Here is a 17,416-nt window from a genome sequence, read left to right as displayed (position 1 = left end):
GATGAGGGGAGGTCAGGTTTAGCTGTTCACTTCGTCGCGGACAACCGGCCAAGTCGTTTCGCCGTAGCCGCCGTCCGGGGAATTGTTGCGTGCGTGCTCGGTCAGCCGCTCGAACATGTTCTTGGCGCGCCCGTTGAGCATTCCCAGCTGGGAAGAGTAACACTCCACGGCCTGGAATTTCCGTGTCCGCGTCCCGTCGGTGGCGGGGCTGAAAACAGCGGGACCGCGGTGGAAGCCCGGCGGGAGTTCGACCGGGCCGGGCCTGGTCACCGCGTAAGGAAGGTCTTCCCACAGCCGGGTCGGAATGTTCTTCTCGTGCGCGGCGAACAACGCGGCGTCGCGGGCGACCTGATTGTCGGGGTGATCGAGAATGGCCGCGCAGGTCACGATCAGCGTGGGGCCGAATTCTTCGATGACCGACTCGAGGTCTTCTTTGATCTCGGCGACGAGTTCACCGTCACTGTCCGACGAACGTTCCTGGACAGCCAGTTTCGCTCCGCCTGCCACCGGCGACGCCAGCCATTGACCGTCCGGCCGCTTGCGGTAGATGGAGTCGAGGAACCGGCCGTGCCGATACGTCACCCCCAGGTGATCGAGAGCGGCGATGTCCTCTTCACGGCGGCGAAGCGTGGCGTCCTCGTGCGGCGAGAGCCCCCACACCGCGTGCATGCGTTCCGCCGCCGCGGAATACGGAGGCGGCGCGCTCCCGGCGAACACCGTATGGACGATCACTTTCGCCCCGTCGAGCGCCGCCTGCGCCAAGCCGGCCCCGACGGACAGGACCGCGTCGTTCAGATGGGGGGATATCGCCAGCACCCGGGCCGTCTCAGGGTCTTCGAACATGAGGGTAAGTCTGGTGACGGCGTTGCCGCGCTACAACAGGCGAAGCCTGGACAAACAGAGAAGCAGGCATGGCAAGGGCCATGCCTGCTCTCACAGCGGGAAACTCGTCAGGAGGACGACTTGATTTCGAGCTGGGGAAGGGGAAACACCAGGGTTCCGCCGTTCGCGAGGTACTCGTGCTCGCGCTCGATGAAGCTGTCGCGGTAACCCCACGGGAGGACGAGCAACTGGTCGGGCTTCTGCCCCTTGGCGTCTTCCTCCGACACGATGGGAATCTCGCTTCCCGGGGTGAAGCAGCCGGACTTGTCCGCGTTGACCTCGCCGATGGCGGGCAGGTCCTTCTCGGTCAGCCCGCAGTACTGGAGGATCACGTTGCCCTTGGTCGACGCGCCGTAGCCCAGGGTCAGCTTCCCCGCGGCCCTCGAGGCGTCGAGGAAGTCGCGCAGTTCGTCCCGGTGCGCGTTGGTCCTGGCGGCGAACTTCTCGTAAGGGGCCATCGTGTGCAGGCCGACTTTTTCTTCGCTGCGCCGGAAAGCCGCGAGACCGGCTTCGTCCACCCGGTGGTGGCCGCTGTTCTTCGCCATGGTCACCCGGATGCTGCCGCCGTGCACCTCGGTCATCTCGGCCTTGAGGACGGTGAAGCCGACCTTCTCGGCCATCCATTCGAACTGCCGCAGCGCGTAGTACTCGAGGTGTTCGTGGCAGATCGCGTCGTAGGCGACCATGTCCAGCATGGACGGCAGGTACGCCTGCTCCGAGATCCAGACGCCGTCCTCGTCGAGGATGTCGTGGATCTCCTGCATGAACTCGACCGGCCGGGGCAGGTCGTAGAACATGGCGATGGAGGTGACGACCTTGGCGCGCCGGGCGCCGTAGCGATCGATGAAGGCCTTGCCGGTGAAGTAGTCCGCGACGAGGGCGACGTTCTCCGGGTACAGCTCGCGGAACTGTTCGCCGTTGGGGTCGAAGCCCACGAGTTCCGGGCCGCCCGCCGGGTAGCCGCGCAGCAGGGTGGAGTCGTTGCTGCCGATGTCGACGACGAGGTCACCGGGCTTGAGGTCGACCAGATCGGTGACCTGACCGACGATGCCGTGCAGGTGGTTGATCATGTACGGCCGGATGCTGGACCGGTAGCCGTAGCCGCCGTGGCCGTACATCAGGCTGGAGTCGGTGGTGTGCTTGAGCTGAACGAGTCCACAGCCACCCTGCGAGCACTTCACCAGTTCGAGCGGGACGACGGGGACGACCTGGCCGCGGGTCCGCGGGAACACGCTCGTGACGGCTTGCGAGCCGAGATCCAGTACCGGCAACAGTTCCTTGTTGCCGCAGATGCGGCAGCTGTCGGCGATCATTTGCTTTCCGGTGGCGCTCATGGACGGTTCTCTCCTGTTTCCTTACTCGTTTTTCCAGCCAAGGTGGTTCAGACAGAAACAGACGGCCTTTCCCGGCTGACCGTTTCGAGCAGCAGTTCCGCGGCCACCGTCGCCCCGTCGGTGCGGATCGTGCCCGCCACCGCGGCCGCCCGCGCCCGGGTTTCCGGAGCCAAAGCCCTGACGAGCGCGGCCGAAAGGGACTGAACGGTCGGGTTCGGGCCGTCGTGCGCCACCCCGACACCCAGCTCGGCGACTTTGCCCGCGTGATGCGGATGGTCCGCGATCTGAGGGACCACGACCTGGGGAACTCCGGCCCGCGTGGCGACGTGCGTCGTCCCGACACCGCCGTGATGGACGGCGGCGGCCACCCGGCCGAACAACGCCTGCAGGTTCACCTCGCCGACGGCGAAACAGTCGGCGCCGTCGTCGGGCAGGGTCAAATCGGCCCAACCAGGGGAAAGGAGCACCCGGCGGCCCTGGGCGCGGATCGCCTCGACGGCCACCCTGGCGGCGTCATCGGGTGCGGGCGAGCTACCGAAACCCACGTACACCGGTGGCTCACCCGCCGCCAGGAACGCTTCGAGCTCCTCGGGAAGAGGACGGTCGTCGGACACCATCCACGCTCCGGTCCGCACGCCGTCGAGCTCCGGCCGGGGCGGGGTCAGCACCTCGTCCGCCGCCAGCAGGGGACGTTCGGTGCAGCCGAAGTCGAAGAGGTTCCGCGCCGGCGGCAGGCCGATCGCCGCCCGCTGATCGTTGAGCGCGCCGCCGAACATCTTGTCGATACCCTGGTTGTACATGGCCCGCTGTTCCGGCGACGGCTGGAGAACCGGGGAAGCGACCGCGAAGAAGTACGGGATACCGAGCTTCTCGGCCACCGACCGCACGGCGATCGCGCCGGTCAGCAGACCACTCGCGACCACCGCGTCACACCCCTCGGCCGCGGCGGGCACCTTGGCGAACTGCTCGGCGATCCCCTCGGCCGCCTGCGCGGGGTCGGGCGGCCCGCCCAGTCCGCCGCGGGCCCCTTCGAGCACCGATTCACCGACGACCACGTGCGGCACGCCGACCTCGGCCAGCCGCTCCACGTAGTCGGGAGGCGCGCACATCCGCACCTCCGCGCCGAGTTCCCGCATCCGCACCGCCAACGCCACCAACGGTTCGACGTCGCCGCGTGGACCGTACGCCCAGAACAACACCCGCATGACGGATCCCCTTTTCCCGATGGCCTTCACCGCCTTGTCGCGGTGATGCCTTCGGTGGCGTAGTGGATGGTGAAGGTGCCGCCGAGTTCGTCGATCGCCGAGCCGAGGTGCGAGAGGAACCGGGCACGCGCGTCCTCGTCGAGGTGGTTCATACCGCCCTGGGTGGGGACCAGATCCAGCCATTCGTCGCGGGTGTAGACGCGTTCCCATTCGAAGCGCAGTTCTCGTGGCTCGGTGAACGCACCGGTCTGCTGGATGCCTTCGGCGGCCTTCACGTACTGCTTGGCGTAGATCTGCTTGGCGTACTCCTCCACGTTGCCTTCCCTGTCCTCTTTGGACGGTTCTTGGAACGTGACGCCGGGCATGGCGTGGCGATACGCCTCGCCCTGAGCCTTCATGACCGCTTCCGGGAGCTCGAAACCGTTGTCGAACAACGCGAGCAGGCCGTTCGGGGCCAGCACGCCCGCCACCTTGCGCGCCCCCGCGAGCGGGTCCACCCAGTGCCAGGCCGTACCCGAGACCACCGCGTCGAAGGTGCGGCCCGCCGGATCCCAGTCCTCGAATTTGGCCACCTCGACCTCGAGGCCCCGCCCGCGGGCGACGTCCGCCATCCGCCCGTCCGGTTCGACGCCGAGCACCGTGCAGCCCGCCGCCTGGAACGGGCGGGAAGACAGGCCGGTGCCGCAGCCGACGTCGACGAAGTTCTTACCGGGACTCAACCCGATGATCCTGTCGACCAGCGCGCCGGGATAGCCGGGCCGGGCACGGTCGTAACGCGCCGCGTCGAGACCGAACCACTCCGCCATCTGCCGGTTTTTGTGCGGTTCAGGTGCTAGCTTGGACATATTCCCCACTCTAGTCAATTTGCCTGATGTCCACTTTTGCCGAAGGGGACTTTCACTGCGTGATACGGGGTGAAAGACGCTTTCGCCCTCGCAGAGCGGATCCGTCTGGGACGGGGGTGTTGCGAAAGTGGCTTTCACAACGTTGAAGGTTGCGAAAGTGGCTTTCACAACGTCCGCGGAGCCAGCGCCCCCGAGGGGAACCTTCCCCGCATGCCACGCGACGAAGGACGCTTTCACCCCATGCCACGCGACGAAGGACCCCGTCACCCCATCCCGAGGTGGCTTCAGCTCCGCGACGCGTGCACCAAATACATCGGCTCCACCATGATCTTGTCGTCGAGTTCGGCTTCCACCGTGTAGCCGTGGCTCTCCAGTGTTTTCCGGAGCACGCCGAGCTGACCATCGGCGTCGCTGATCTCGATCACCCACGACTGGATTTTCGCCCAGTCGCCCTCGGACAGTCCCGCGAGGACCTCGAGCTCCGAACCTTCCACGTCGATTTTGACCAGGTCGACGCGCTCCAGCTCCGGATGTCTTGCCAGCACCGAGGAAACGGTCGCCACCTCGACCCGGACCTCGACGGCTTGGGCAGCGAAGTGTTCGTTCTTCGTCTCCGGATGCCTCGTCGAATTGCCCGGCATACCGGGGTAGTAGGTGAAAGCGACGTCCTTCCGGTCCACCTCGCCCAAAGCCAGCGGGTAAACGGTCACGCCGGTCATTCCGTGCAGTTCGATGTTCCGGCGCAGCGCCGACACCGATGCCGGAATCGGTTCGAAGGCGATCAAGGTCGCATTCGGCTTCTGCCTCTTCGCGTAGATCGAAAAGAGTCCGACATTGGCACCGATGTCGAGGATGACACCTTCTTCGGGAACGTTCCCCACACTCTGGGCATAGGTGTCGAAGTGGAAGACCTCGTTGAAGATGAACATCAGCTCATCGTGCTGGCCCGACGGATCCGGTCCGGCGTAACAGGTGAAGTCCTCCGTCACCTCGACCAGGACAGGCTCGTTCGCGTGCGTGATGTTTCCGGACATGTTCAGCACCTTTCTCGCGTTGAGGCGGTTACCGCGTCGCGCAGCAGTCCGGCGGCCACCGTCGTCCCGTCGGTGCGGATCGAGCCGGCCACCGCCTTCGCCCGCGCACGGGTCTCCGGGGACAACGCCGTGGTGAGCGCGGCGGACAAGGACTCGAAGGTCGGGGGCGGACCGTATTCCTCGAAGGCGACGCCGATGCCCAATTCGGCCACCTGGTCGGCGAAGTACGGCTGGTCCGTCATCTGCGGGATCGCGACCTGGGGGACGCCCGCGCGCGCGGCCACGTGCGACGTTCCCCCGCCACCATGGTGGACGACGGCGGCCACGCGGCCGAACAGCGCCTGGAAGTTGGTCTCACCGACGGCGAAGCAATCCGCCCCGTCATCGGGCAGGGCCAGCTCCGCCCACCCGCGAGAGAGGACCACCCGGTGGCCTTGGGCACGAATCGCCTCGACGGCCAGCTTCGCGGTGTGGTCGGTATCGGACGTACTGCCGAAGCCGACGTACACCGGGGGCGGGCCGACGGCCAGAAACGCTTCCAGTTCAGGGGAAAGCGGCCGTTCGTCGGGCAGGATCCAAGCCCCGGTCTGCACGACGTCCTGGCCCGGCCGCAGCGGCGCCAGGAGCGGGTCCGCCGCCAGCCACGGCTGATCGGTGCACCCGTAGTCGATGAGCTTCTCGACCGGCGGCAGCCCGATCTCGGCCCGCCTGGTGTTGAGCGGTCCGCCGTACCGCTGCGAGTAGACCTGGTTGTAGAAACCCCAAAGCGCCTGGTTGTCGTCCAAGTCGAGGTCCGCGGGCGGCTCGCCGTCACCACGGCCCAGCGGCGGCGGGAAATGCGGTGACGGCAGGTAAATCGGACAGTAGGCAGCGTAGAAGTACGGGATGCCCAGCTTTTCGGCCACCGACCGCACCCCGATCGCGGCGGACAGCACGCCGGTCGCCACCACCACGTCACAACCCTCGGCGGCCGCCGGGACCTGGTCGAACTGCTCGTCGATCTCCTCGGCCGGGAGCCGGAGCCCGTCGCCCCGCGACGATCCCGTGATCGCGCGCATCATCGCGCGCAACGACTGGCCGACCGGGAACACCCGCACGTCGAGTTCGGCGAACCGCTCCGCGGCGTCCGGCGGCGCGCACATCCGCACTTCCGCGTCCAGTGCCCGCAACCGCGTCGCCAGCGCCACCATCGGTTCGACGTCTCCGCGCAGTCCGCTCGTCGACAACAAGACACGCATTACGTGGTTCCTCGTTCTGTAGTACCTGGCGGGTTCATACGGAGACGGCGTCGAGCAACAGTTTCGCGGCGACTGTCGCCCCGTCGGCGTGGATCGTGTCCGCCACTGCCTTCGCCCGCGCACGGGTTTCCGGTGACAGAGCCGTGACGAGCGCCGCCGACAACGACTCGACGCTCGGTGTCCGGCCTTCGTGGGCCACCCCGACGCCCAGTTCGGCCACCCGCCTGGCGAAGTACGGCTGGTCCGCGATCTGCGGCACCACGATCTGAGGGGCACCGGCCCGCGCGGCCGCTGTCGTCGTCCCCACCCCGCCGTGATGGACGACGGCGGCCACCCGGCCGAACAGTACCTGGTGGTTCACCTCGCCGACGGCGAAGCAGTCGGCCTGATCGTCGATCAGCGCCAGGTCGGCCCAGCCACGGGAAAGGATCATCCGGCGTCCCTGGGCGCGGACAGCCTCGACGGCCACCTTCGCGGCGTCCTCCGGGGCGCGCATACTGCCGAAACCCACGTACACCGGCGGCTCGCCCGCCGCCAGGAACGCTTCCAGCTCGGCGGAAAGCGGCCGTTCGTCGGGCAGGACCCAAGCCCCGGTCTGCACGGCGTCGAGATCCGTCGGCTGCAACGGCGCCAGGATCGGATCCGCCGCGAGCAAGGGGTGATCGGTGTAGCCGTAGCCGAAGATGTCGTCCACCGGCGGCAGCCCGATCGCGGCCCGCTCACTGTTGAGCGGATCCCCGAACCGGCGCTGGGCACTCTGGCTGTTCCGGGCCCACAGCGCCCGGATGTCGGTCCCCTCCGGGGCGGGCGGCTCGCCCAGCGGGGGCGGCGGCGCGTAGTACGGCGACGGCAGATAGATCGGGCAGTGGAAGGCGTAGAAGTACGGGATGTCCAGCTTCTCGGCCACCGACCGGACGGCGACAGCGGCGGCGAGCATCCCGGTCGCCACCACCGCGTCGCATCCCTCGGCACCTGCGGGGACCTGCGCGAACTGCGTGGCGATCGCGTCGGCCGAAAGCCGGGGGCCGTCCTTGGGCGACGGCGGCTTCTTCTCGTGCGTCATCGCGCGTGTCGACTCGCCGACCGGTACCAGCGGCACCCCGAACTCGGCCAGCCGCTCCCCCGCGTCCGGCGGCGCGCACATCCGCACCTCCGCACCCAGTTCCCGCAACCGCACCGCCAAGGCCACCAGCGGTTCGACATCCCCGCGGCTGCCGGACGTCGACAACAACACACGCATTACGTCTTTCCCCGTTCCTGGGTTCACACCGAAACAGCGGGCTTTTCCCGGCTGACCGCTTCACGCAGCAGTTCGACGGCCACCGCCGGGCCGTCGGTGCGGATCGTGCCGGCCACGGTGGCCGCCCGAGCCCGGGTTTCCGGGGACAGCGCGGTGGCGAGCGCGGCCGACAAGGACTCAACGGTCGGGTTCGGACCGTCGATCGCCACCCCGATGCCCAGTTCGGCGATCCGCTCGGAGTAGTACACCTGCCCCACGATGTGCCGGACCACGACCTGGGGGACGCCCGCCCGCGCGGCCACGTGCGTCGTGCCCGTGCCTTCGTGGTGGACGACGGCGGCCACCCGGCCGAACAGCACCTGGAAATTGGCCTCACCGATGGCGAAGCAGTCGGCCCCGTCGTCGGGCAGGGCCAGATCGGCCCACCCACGGGAAAGAATCACCCGATGCCCCTGGGCGCGAACCGCCATGATGGCCGACCTCGCGACGTCGGCGGTTTCCGGCGAGCTGCCGAAACCCACATACACCGGCGGCTCGCCCGCTGCCAGAAACGCGTCCAGTTCCGGGGAAAGCGGCCGTTCGTCGGGCAGGATCCACGCCCCGGCCCGCACGGCGTCCTGCCCCGGCCGCAAGGGGGCGAGGGTCGGGTCCGCGGCCAGCCAGGGCTGATCGGTGGCGGCGTAGTCGAAGAGGTTCTTCACGGGCGCCAGGCCGAGCGCGACCCGCTGGCTGTTGAGCGCGCCCCCGATCAGGTTGTCGGTGCCCTGGTTGTAGTCGGCCCGCTGTGCCGGATCGAGCGCCGTCGGCAGGTGGATCGGGCAGAGCACGACGTTGAAGTACGGGATGCCCAGTCTCTCGGCCACCGACCGCGCGGCGACGGCGCCGGAGAGCAGGCCGACCGCCACCACCACGTCACAGCCCTCGGCGACCTTGAGGATCTGCTCGAGCCGCTCGGCGTTCGTCCCGGCCTCGGCGTCGGGCGTCCCGTGTGAGGCCGAGGCGCCCTTCCACCGTTCGACCGGTACCAGCGGCACGCCGATCTCGGCCAGCCGCGCCGCGCTGTCCGGAGGCGCGCACATCCGCACCTCCGCGCCGCTCTCCCGCAGCTTCGCCGCCAAGGCCACCAGCGGTTCGACATCGCCGCGTGATCCTCGCGCCCACAACAAAACGCGCATTTCGCATCCCTTGATCGAGGTTCACACCGAAACAGCGGGCTTTTCCCGGCTGACCGCGTCGAGCAGCAGTTCCGCGGCAGCCGCGGCCCCGTCCGTGCGGGCGATCTCGGCCACGGCCTCGGCACGCGCACTCGTTTCCGGGGCCAAGGCCGTGACGAGCGCGGCCGACAGCGATTCGACGGTCGGGGTCGGACCGTCATGTGCCACGCCGATGCCCAAACTCGCCACCCGGGCGGCGAAGTACGGCTGATCCATGCCCTGGAAGATGATGACCTGCGGGACACCCGCCCGCGTGGCCACGTGCGCCGTCCCCGAACCGCCGTGGTGGACGACGGCGGCCACCCGGCCGAACAGCACCTGGACGTTCACCTCGTCGATCACGAGACAGTCGCTCTGGTCGTCGATCCGGGCCAGTTCGGCCCAGCCACGCGAAAGGATCACCCGGCGTCCCTGGGCACGGACAGCCTCGATCGCCACCCGCGCGGCGTCATCGGGGGCGTCCAAACTGCCGAAACCCACGTACACGGGCGGTTCGCCCGCCGCCAGGAACTCCTCCAGCTCCGCGGGAAGAGGCCGTTCGTCGACCAGGTACCAGGACCCTGTCTGCACGGCTTCCTGGCCCGGACGCAGGGGGACCAGGACCGGATCCGCGGCCAGCCACGGGCGCTCGGTGTAGGCGTGGTCGATGATGCTGTCCACCGGCGGGAGGCCGAGCACGGCGCGACGGCTGTTGACCGGTTCACCGAAGCGCTGGAACAGACCCTCGTCGCGCATGTCCCGCAGCGAATGCTGATCGGTGGTGTCCAAGGCGAACGACTCGCCTTCGCGATCGGGCCGCAGCTGAGGGTCGTGCGGCGACCGCACGTCGATCGGATGGCAGGCGGCGTAGAAGTAGGGAATCCCCAGCTTCTCCGCCACCGACCGGACGGCGGACGCGACGGCCACCATCCCGGTCGCCACCACCGCGTCACAGCCCTCGGCGACGGCCGGGACCTGGTCGAACTGCGCGGCGATCAACTCGTCCGCGAATCCGGGCCCCGGCCCCGCTCCCGCGCGCACCGGCGGACCGACGGGCACCATCGGCACCCCGAATTCGGCCAGCCGGTCCACGAAGTTCGCCGGCCCGCACACCCGCACGTCGACGCCGCGTTCCCGCAACCGCACCGCCATGGCCAGTACCGGCTCGAGATCTCCGCGTGTCCCGAACATCGACAACAACACACGCATTACGTACTTCCCTCGAATCAGACGGGACGGTGGGGCAGCCACTTCATGCCGTCGGGCGAGACCACGAGCCCGCCGGGGAACAGCGGCATCTCGGGTTCGGCGTCCTCGCCGAGGACCACCCGCATCTGCTCCTGGCCGCCCTCCTGCATCACCTGCTTGACCACCTGGGATTTGAACAGCGGCACCATGCTGGCGTCGTCGCCACCCGCCATCTGATCGACGGCCGTCGCGAACTCGGCGCTGCGCTCGACGAGCTGGTTCACAAGTGCGTTCTCACCGGAGGACACGCCGCCGACCAGGTCGACGAAGGACTCCAGGTCGGTGTTCTTGCTCTTCGTGACCTTCTTGGCCTGCCAGAAGTACGACTCCTCGTTCACGTTCATCTCGTAGAACGCGACGAGGAATTCGTAGTACACGCTGTACTCGCGGCGGTACCGCGCTTCGAACTCGGTCAAGGCCGTCTTCTCGTCCAGATCGCCGGCGAGGACGCTGTTGATCGACCGCGCCGCGAGCAAACCGCTGTAGGTCGCCAAGTGCACGCCGGAGGAGAACACCGGGTCGACGAAACACGCGGCGTCGCCGACCAGGATCATCCCGGGGCGCCAGAATTCGGTCTGGTTGTAGGAATAGTCCTTGCGGACACGGACTTCCCCGTACTTGCCGGTGGTCACCCGCTTCGCGTCCGCGAGGTACTCCGCGATCAACGGGGCCTCGGAGATCAGGGACTCGAGCGCCTTCTCCCGGTCACCCTGGACCTTGTCGGCGTCCTCCCGGCGCACCACCGCGCCGACGCTGGTCAGCGTGTCGCTCAGCGGGATGTACCAGAACCAGCCGTTGTCGAAAGCGACGCTGAGGATGTTGCCCGAATACGGGGCGGGAAGCCGCTTGCCGCCTTCGAAGTAGCCGAACAGCGCCAGGCTGCGGAAGAACTCCGAATAGTTCCGCTCGCCGCCGACCTTCGAGTACAGCCGGCTCTTGTTGCCCGACGCGTCGACCACGAAGGACGCGGACACCTCGTGCTCGTTGCCGTCGCGATCGGTGTAGCGCACCCCGGTGACGCGCTCACCCTCTTCCAGCACGTCGGTGACCGAGCACTCCTCCCGCACCACGACGCCCTTGCGTTTGGCGTTGTTCAGCAGGATCTGGTCGAACTTCGCGCGCTCCACCTGATAGGCGAACGACGACGGGCCCGTGATCCGCGGCGAAACGGAGAAGGAGAACGTCCACGGCTCCGGACGGGCGCCCCACCGGAACGTACCGCCCCGCTTGATCGGGAAACCGGCCGCCGCCAGCTCGTCCGTGACGCCGAGCATCTGGCACACGCCGTGGATCGTGGACGGCAGCAGCGACTCGCCGATCTGGTACCGGGGAAAGAGTTCCTTCTCCAGCAACAGCACTCGATGACCCTGCATGGCCACGAACGTGGCAAGGGTCGACCCGGACGGCCCACCACCCGCGACCACCACGTCGAATTCTTCGACCGACATCTCTCACCATTCCTCTGTCGACGTCATTTGTGTTACCAGGCGACCGGCAATTGATCCGGGCAATCGATGAACGCGTTCCGGAGTTTGATCTCCTCGCGGGGAACGGCGAGCCGTAGATCGGGGAATCGGCCCCACAAGGACTGATAAGCCATCCGCAGCAGCGACCTCGCCACCGCCGCGCCGATGCAGTAATGAATACCGTGCCCGAACCCGACATGGGAACCCGAAGTGCGATTCGCGTCGAGGACGTTGGCGTTCGGCGTGAGCGCTTCGTCGCGGTTGGCCATCAGGATCGAGCACATCACGTACTCCCCCGCTTTGATCAGCTGTCCGCCGATGACCACGTCCTTGATGGCGAGCCGTGGATTCGGCTGCTGCACGGGCGACAGGTACCGCATCAGTTCGGCGACGACACGATCCGCTTCTTCCTTGCCCGCGAGCATCAAATCCTTCTGCTCGGGATGATCCAGCAAGGCGAGCACGCCGAACCCGATCATTCCCGCGACGGTCTCGACACCGCCGAGGATGAGCGCGGTGAACACGCCCCGCAGTTCCGCGTCCGTGACGTCGTCCCCGTGTTCGCGCACGATCGAGCCGATGAATTCCTCGTCGGGATCCTGGCGCTGCCGGGCGATGAGACCGTCCAGGTACCGGTTGAACGCCGCGCTGTCGTGCGCCCTCGCCTTGAACCCGCGGCTGAGCGCGACGTTCTGCCTGACGCGCCGGATGAATTCGCCGCGATCGTCACGCGGGATGCCGAGCAATTCGCACAGTGCCATCCCGCCGACCGGATCCGCGAACAACCCCTGGACGTCCGCGGGCGGCCCCTCGGCCTCGAGCACGTCGATGCGGTCCTCGATCAGTTCCTGCATCGCGGGTTCCAGCCTGCGGATCCGCCGGGTGGTGAACTCCGGCGTCAGCATTCCGCGCAGGCGGGTGTGCTCGGGCTGGTCGTAAACCGACAGCTGCCCGATGAGATCCGGCGGGATGGGTTCGTCCTCGAGGGATTCCGCCGAACTCCAGCGGGGCCGCGTCGTGAAGTGCTCGTGATCGCCGAGCACCTGCCGCACGACGTCGTAACCCATGGCCTGCCAGACATAGTCCGTCCGCAGCTGGGTGGACGCGCTCCCGACTATCCGCACCAGCGGGCCGTGCGCCCGGAGCTCGAACATGTCCTCGTGGGGGTCGCAATGCGTTCTGAGCATGTAGTTCGCCGTCGGCTGCACGAGCGGCGCGACCTCATCGATATCGTGCTCCATATCGAGTGGAAACTCCTTCACTGACCGCAAATGGTGTTCCGGATTCCTCTTCGGACACTGGTTCATTCGCCGCTGTCAGTCGTCGTCTCGAACGCTCGGGCGAACCAATCTTCGCCCGTGCTCAGGAAAGAAGTCCAGGGTGTCGCCGTGGACGAGAACCGCGCGGTTGCCTCAGAGCGGCCTGGGTGTCGCGAAAGCCACTTTCGGGACATCAGACGTCGCGAAAGTGGCTTTCGCGACATGTTCAGCCGGGCCGTCGCGCCCGACAAGAGAGTCAAGACGGAGTCCCGGGACTGAGGCGTTGGCGTTGCGAACGCCACTTTCGCAACGTTGAAGGTTGCGAAAGTGGCGTTCGCAACGCCTCCCTGGCGCCCATGTCGGGTGAGCATTGGTACAGCACCTACCACTCACGACCCACCCGACCCAACGCTGACCGATGTCGCGAAAGCCACTTTCGGGACACCAGACGTCGCGAAAGTGGCTTTCGCGACACCCACCGGCAAACGGCCGCGCCCGACAAGAGAGTCAAGACGGACCCCCGGGACTGAGGCGTCGGCGTTGCGAAAGCCACTTTCGCAACGTTGAAGGTTGCGAAAGTGGCGTTCGCAACGCCTCCCTGGCGCCCATGTCGGGTGAGCATCGGTACAGCACCTACCATTCACGACCCACCCGACCCAACGCTGACCGATGTCGCGAAAGCCACTTTCGGGACACCAGACGTCGCGAAAGTGGCTTTCGCGACATGTTCAGCCGGGCCGTCGCGTGGGTCACAGGTCGGTCGGATGGGCGATTTCGCGTGACTGGCGGGGCAACTCGCGTGACGGGATGGACGACACGCGTGTCCAGAGGGACGACTCGTCGCGTGGCCCGGTCACCATTCGACCATCAGGCTGGTCAATCCGTACGCCGGCGTGGTCAGCCGGTACGCGGTCTCCTGGCCGGGATCCGCCAGCCGCAGCTTGGGGAAACGCTGCCACAGCGCGGAATAGACGACCCGGAGTTCGAGGCGCGCCAGCGCCGCGCCCAGGCAGTGGTGGACGCCGTGTCCGAACGCGACATGCGGAACCGGGTCGCGCGTGACGTCGAGGCGGTCCCCGTCCGGCAGCAGGGCGGGATCGCGATTGGCCATGGGGAGGGAACAGGTGACCGTCTCGCCCTCCTTGATCACCTTGCCCGCGATGGTGACGTCTTCCTTGGCGGTGCGCGGTGTCGGGGCGTACGGGACCGTCAGGTACCGGATCAGTTCGTCGACCGCCCGGTCCGCCGCCTGGTCGGTGTCCTGGAAAGCGGCGATCTGCTCGGGATTTTGCAGCAACGCCAGCACACCGAGCCCGATCATGCCGGAGATGTTGTCGTCCCCGGCCAGCATGACCTGTACGCAGAACCCTCTCAGCTCCTCGTCCGTGGCCGCGTCGCCGTGTTCGGCGACGACCGCCCCGATCAGGCCCTCACCCGGTTCCTTCCGCTGTGTGGCGATCATGGCCAGCAGGTAGCGGGAGAACGCCTCGCCCGCGGCCGCCCGTTTCCGTTGGCTCAGCGAGGGATCGAGATGCCGGTGGCACAGCTGGGTGAACGTGGCGCGGTCGTCCCGGGGCACCCCGATCAGCTCGCACAGCACGGCCCCGGGCACCTCGTCGGCGAGGAGTTCGATCAGGTCCGCGGGGGATCCCTCGTCCTCCATGGCGTCGAGCCGGTCCGCCACGATCTGCTCGATGTACGGCTGCAGACGCCGGATCCGCCGCAAGGTGAAGCCCGGCATCAGCTTCTGCCGCATCCGCGGGTGCTCGGGCAGGTCGTAGTCCATCAGGTTGCCGACCAGTTCCCGCGGCCGGAAGATGCCCGTCCCGCCGACCTCGTCCTGGTCGTGCCAGCGGCGCCGGTTGCTGAACCGCTGGTGATCGCCGAGTACCTGCCGGACGACCGCGTGCCCCGCGGCCAGCCAGCTGGTCTCCGCGCCCGCTCCCTCGCCGATGGTGATCTGGGTCAGTGTCCCGGCGGACCGCAGTTCCTCCGCCGGGCCGAAACCGTCCCGCCGGATGTGGAGCGGCCGCGCGTCGTCACCACTCAAGGGGAAGCTCCTCTACGGCGAAGGGCGCGGGCCTGCCCGGCTTGAACCGCAGCTCCTCTTCGGGGACGGCCAGCCGGAGCGAGGGGAACCGGCGGACCAGCGCGGGCAGCGCCACCCGCAGCTGAAGCCTGGTCAGCGGCGCCCCGATGCAGTGGTGGATGCCGTGCCCGAAAGCGATGTGCTCGGTGTTCTCCCTGGTGATGTCGAACTGGTCGCCCCGCGCGCGGTTCACCGCCAGCAGCGAGCACGTCAGGACGTCGCCCGCGTGGATGGTGCGGCCCGCGATGGTCACGTCGACGAGCGCGGTCCGGGGAGAGGGGGTCTCGACGATCGACGCGTACCGGAGCACTTCCTCGGCCGCGTTGTTCGCGAGTTCCGGACGCTCGCGAAGCAGCGCCATCTGGGCGGGATGGGTCACCAGGAGCAGCGCCGCGATCGCCAGCTGGGACGCCAGCTGCTCGACGGCCCCGATCATGATCCCCTCGGCGAGCCCCGCCAGTTCCTCGTCGGTGACCTCGTCGCCGTGGTCGCGCACGATGCCGCCGATCATCCCGTCGCCGGGCTCGACGCGGTTGCGCGCGGCCAGTTTCTGCGCGTAGTTGACGATGCCAAGCCCCGACAAGTTCCGCTGCCGGGGAAGCCTGCTCTCCCGGCTTTCCCTGAACATTCGCGACAACTCGTACTGATCGTCACGAGGGACACCGAGGAAGTCGCAGGCGAGCAAAGCCGGGATCGGCCAGGCGGCGTTCCGGACGAAGTCGACGGGCGACCCCATGTCCTCGAGATCGTCCAAGCATTCCTCGACGATCTCCTCGGCGGCCGGCCGCAGGACCTCGACCCGCCGGACGGTGTTCGCCCTGGTCACGGTCCCCCGCAAGCGGGTGTGGTCGGGCGGGTCGTACGACTGCAGGATCCCGGGCAGCCAGGCCCGGTCCGCCTCGTCGTCGACAGGGCGCATCGAGCTGAACCGGCCGACGTCGGAAAGGATCTCCCGGATTTCGTCGTACCCGGTGACCAGCCATTGTTTGCGGCCGTCGAGCCCGGGCTCGGTGTCGTATTCGTGCAGCGGCCCGTTCTTCTGCAGATCGCTGAGCTCCGGCACCGGATCGAGCCCGAACCGCTGATGTGGCAGCGGAACTACCATGATTCTCCTCAAGCTTTCGCGCGGTGTTACCAGTCGAGCGGCAGGGCCTTCACGTCGAACGGGGGCGGACCCAATTTGATCTCGCGGTCCGGTTCGGCCAGCCGGAGTTTCGGGAAGCGGGTCGCCAGCGCCGGGATCGCCACGCGGAAGATCAGATCGGCCAGCGGCCTGCCGAGGCAGTGATGGATGCCGTGCCCCCACGCGACGTGCGGCGTCTTCGCCCGGGTGATGTCGAACCGATCCTCCGGCGAGGGGAAGTCCCGGCGGTTCACGCCGATCAAGGAGCAGGTGACGGTATCCCCCGCCTTGACAAGGAATTCGCCGACGCGCACGTCTTCGGTCGCGATACGCGGGGTGAGTTTCTCGGAGGTGCTGAGAAAACGGACCATCTCCTCGAGCCAGTCCGGGATGACGTCCGGCTTTTCCCGGAGCAGATCGAACTGCTCGGGCGCCTCGACCATCAGCCACGCGCCCGCCGCGAGGAACCGGGCGACCTGATCCCCGCCCGCGCCCATCACGAACGCGGCCAGCCCGGTCAGTTCCGAGTCGGTGATCTCGTCGCCGTGCTCGCGCACGACGACACCGAGCATGTCGTCACCGGGATCGCGACGCGTACGAGCCGTGTTCTGGGTCATGTACGTCATGTACTTGTTCCCGGCCGCCACGCGCCTGCTGCCCGTCCGTTCGGCCCGGCTGGCGTGCAGGCTGCGCGACAACTCCGTCTGATCGTCCCGAGGGATGCCGAGGAAGTCGCACGTCGTCGTGGTCGCGATGGCCCACCCGAAATGCGGGACGAAGTCGAGCGGGCCACCGATGGAGTCGATGTCGTCCAGTACGTCCTCGACGACCTGCTCGACCTGAGACCGGAATCGCTCCATCCGCCGGACGGAGAACGCGGGCGACAGCACCCGCCGCAGCCGCGTGTGCTCCGGCGGGTCGTACTGGGTGATGAAGCCGGGAAAGGTGATGCCGGACGCCGTCCCGCCGTAGAGCAGCCGGGCGCTGAACTTGTCCGAGCCGAGAACCTGCCGGACCTCGTCGAATCCGGTGGCCAGCCACGCTGTCCGGCCTTCGCCGTCCTCCTCGGTGCCCAGTTCGGTCATCGGGCCCTTGGCCATGAAGTCGAGCAGCAGCCGGACCGGGTCGAACCGGTCCCGCCAGTGCATCTCCGTCGGCAGGACGACGTTGAGCTCCTCGAACGCTTCCACTTCACAGGTCCTTTCCCGGGGTCAGTCGGACGAGCCGCGTGGCTCGTCCAACTGACCGCATCGAACGGCT

14 protein-coding genes are annotated in these 17,416 nt (G+C 67.7%); all 14 read right to left on the bottom strand.

All coding sequences use genetic code 11. The features are described 5' to 3' along the window. Positions 1-18: 18 nt before the first annotated feature. The gene (locus HDA45_RS28630) at positions 19-843 is read right to left on the bottom strand and encodes a PIG-L deacetylase family protein (RefSeq protein ID WP_184900478.1); all 825 of its coding nucleotides are present in this window, start codon (positions 841-843) and stop codon (positions 19-21) included. A gap of 107 nt (positions 844-950) precedes the next feature. Then, complete coding sequence (locus HDA45_RS28625; protein WP_246480820.1) at positions 951-2,216, bottom strand: class I SAM-dependent methyltransferase; 1,266 nt, start codon at positions 2,214-2,216, stop codon at positions 951-953. Between the two features lie 47 nt (positions 2,217-2,263). Then, entirely contained in the window at positions 2,264-3,421 is a 1,158-nt protein-coding gene (locus tag HDA45_RS28620; protein ID WP_184900476.1) for a glycosyltransferase, read from the bottom strand. A gap of 26 nt (positions 3,422-3,447) precedes the next feature. Then, complete coding sequence (locus HDA45_RS28615; RefSeq protein ID WP_221472573.1) at positions 3,448-4,227, bottom strand: class I SAM-dependent methyltransferase; 780 nt, start codon at positions 4,225-4,227, stop codon at positions 3,448-3,450. A 323-nt stretch (positions 4,228-4,550) separates the two neighbouring features. Continuing rightward, a complete protein-coding gene (locus HDA45_RS28610) occupies positions 4,551-5,300 on the bottom strand; it encodes an FkbM family methyltransferase (protein ID WP_184900472.1) in 750 nt (249 codons plus the stop codon). A 2-nt stretch (positions 5,301-5,302) separates the two neighbouring features. Next, entirely contained in the window at positions 5,303-6,538 is a 1,236-nt protein-coding gene (locus HDA45_RS28605; protein WP_184900470.1) for a glycosyltransferase, read from the bottom strand. Positions 6,539-6,572: 34 nt separating this feature from the next. Next, the gene (locus HDA45_RS28600) at positions 6,573-7,778 is read right to left on the bottom strand and encodes a glycosyltransferase (protein ID WP_184900468.1); all 1,206 of its coding nucleotides are present in this window, start codon (positions 7,776-7,778) and stop codon (positions 6,573-6,575) included. A gap of 23 nt (positions 7,779-7,801) precedes the next feature. Then, positions 7,802-8,953, bottom strand: a complete 1,152-nt coding sequence (locus tag HDA45_RS28595; RefSeq protein WP_184900466.1) for a glycosyltransferase — start codon at positions 8,951-8,953, stop codon at positions 7,802-7,804. A 21-nt stretch (positions 8,954-8,974) separates the two neighbouring features. Then, entirely contained in the window at positions 8,975-10,180 is a 1,206-nt protein-coding gene (locus HDA45_RS28590; RefSeq protein WP_184900464.1) for a glycosyltransferase, read from the bottom strand. Positions 10,181-10,197: 17 nt separating this feature from the next. Further along, complete coding sequence (locus tag HDA45_RS28585) at positions 10,198-11,667, bottom strand: tryptophan 7-halogenase (protein ID WP_184900462.1); 1,470 nt, start codon at positions 11,665-11,667, stop codon at positions 10,198-10,200. A gap of 32 nt (positions 11,668-11,699) precedes the next feature. Continuing rightward, entirely contained in the window at positions 11,700-12,926 is a 1,227-nt protein-coding gene (locus HDA45_RS28580) for a cytochrome P450 (protein ID WP_184900460.1), read from the bottom strand. A gap of 871 nt (positions 12,927-13,797) precedes the next feature. Next, entirely contained in the window at positions 13,798-14,994 is a 1,197-nt protein-coding gene (locus HDA45_RS28575; protein ID WP_184900458.1) for a cytochrome P450, read from the bottom strand. Beyond that, the gene (locus tag HDA45_RS28570) at positions 14,984-16,138 is read right to left on the bottom strand and encodes a cytochrome P450 (protein ID WP_184900456.1); all 1,155 of its coding nucleotides are present in this window, start codon (positions 16,136-16,138) and stop codon (positions 14,984-14,986) included. Before HDA45_RS28570 ends, HDA45_RS28575 begins: the two co-directional genes overlap by 11 nt. Positions 16,139-16,164: 26 nt before the next feature. Continuing rightward, entirely contained in the window at positions 16,165-17,304 is a 1,140-nt protein-coding gene (locus HDA45_RS28565) for a cytochrome P450 (protein WP_184906131.1), read from the bottom strand. Between the last annotated feature and the right edge of the window lie 112 nt (positions 17,305-17,416).

Origin of the sequence: Amycolatopsis umgeniensis, from assembly GCF_014205155.1 — a bacterium.
In the GTDB taxonomy this organism is placed as follows: Bacteria; Actinomycetota; Actinomycetes; order Mycobacteriales; family Pseudonocardiaceae; genus Amycolatopsis; species Amycolatopsis umgeniensis.
Note: the sequence above shows the minus strand (reverse complement) of the source record. Positions and strands in the feature narration are given on the sequence as shown.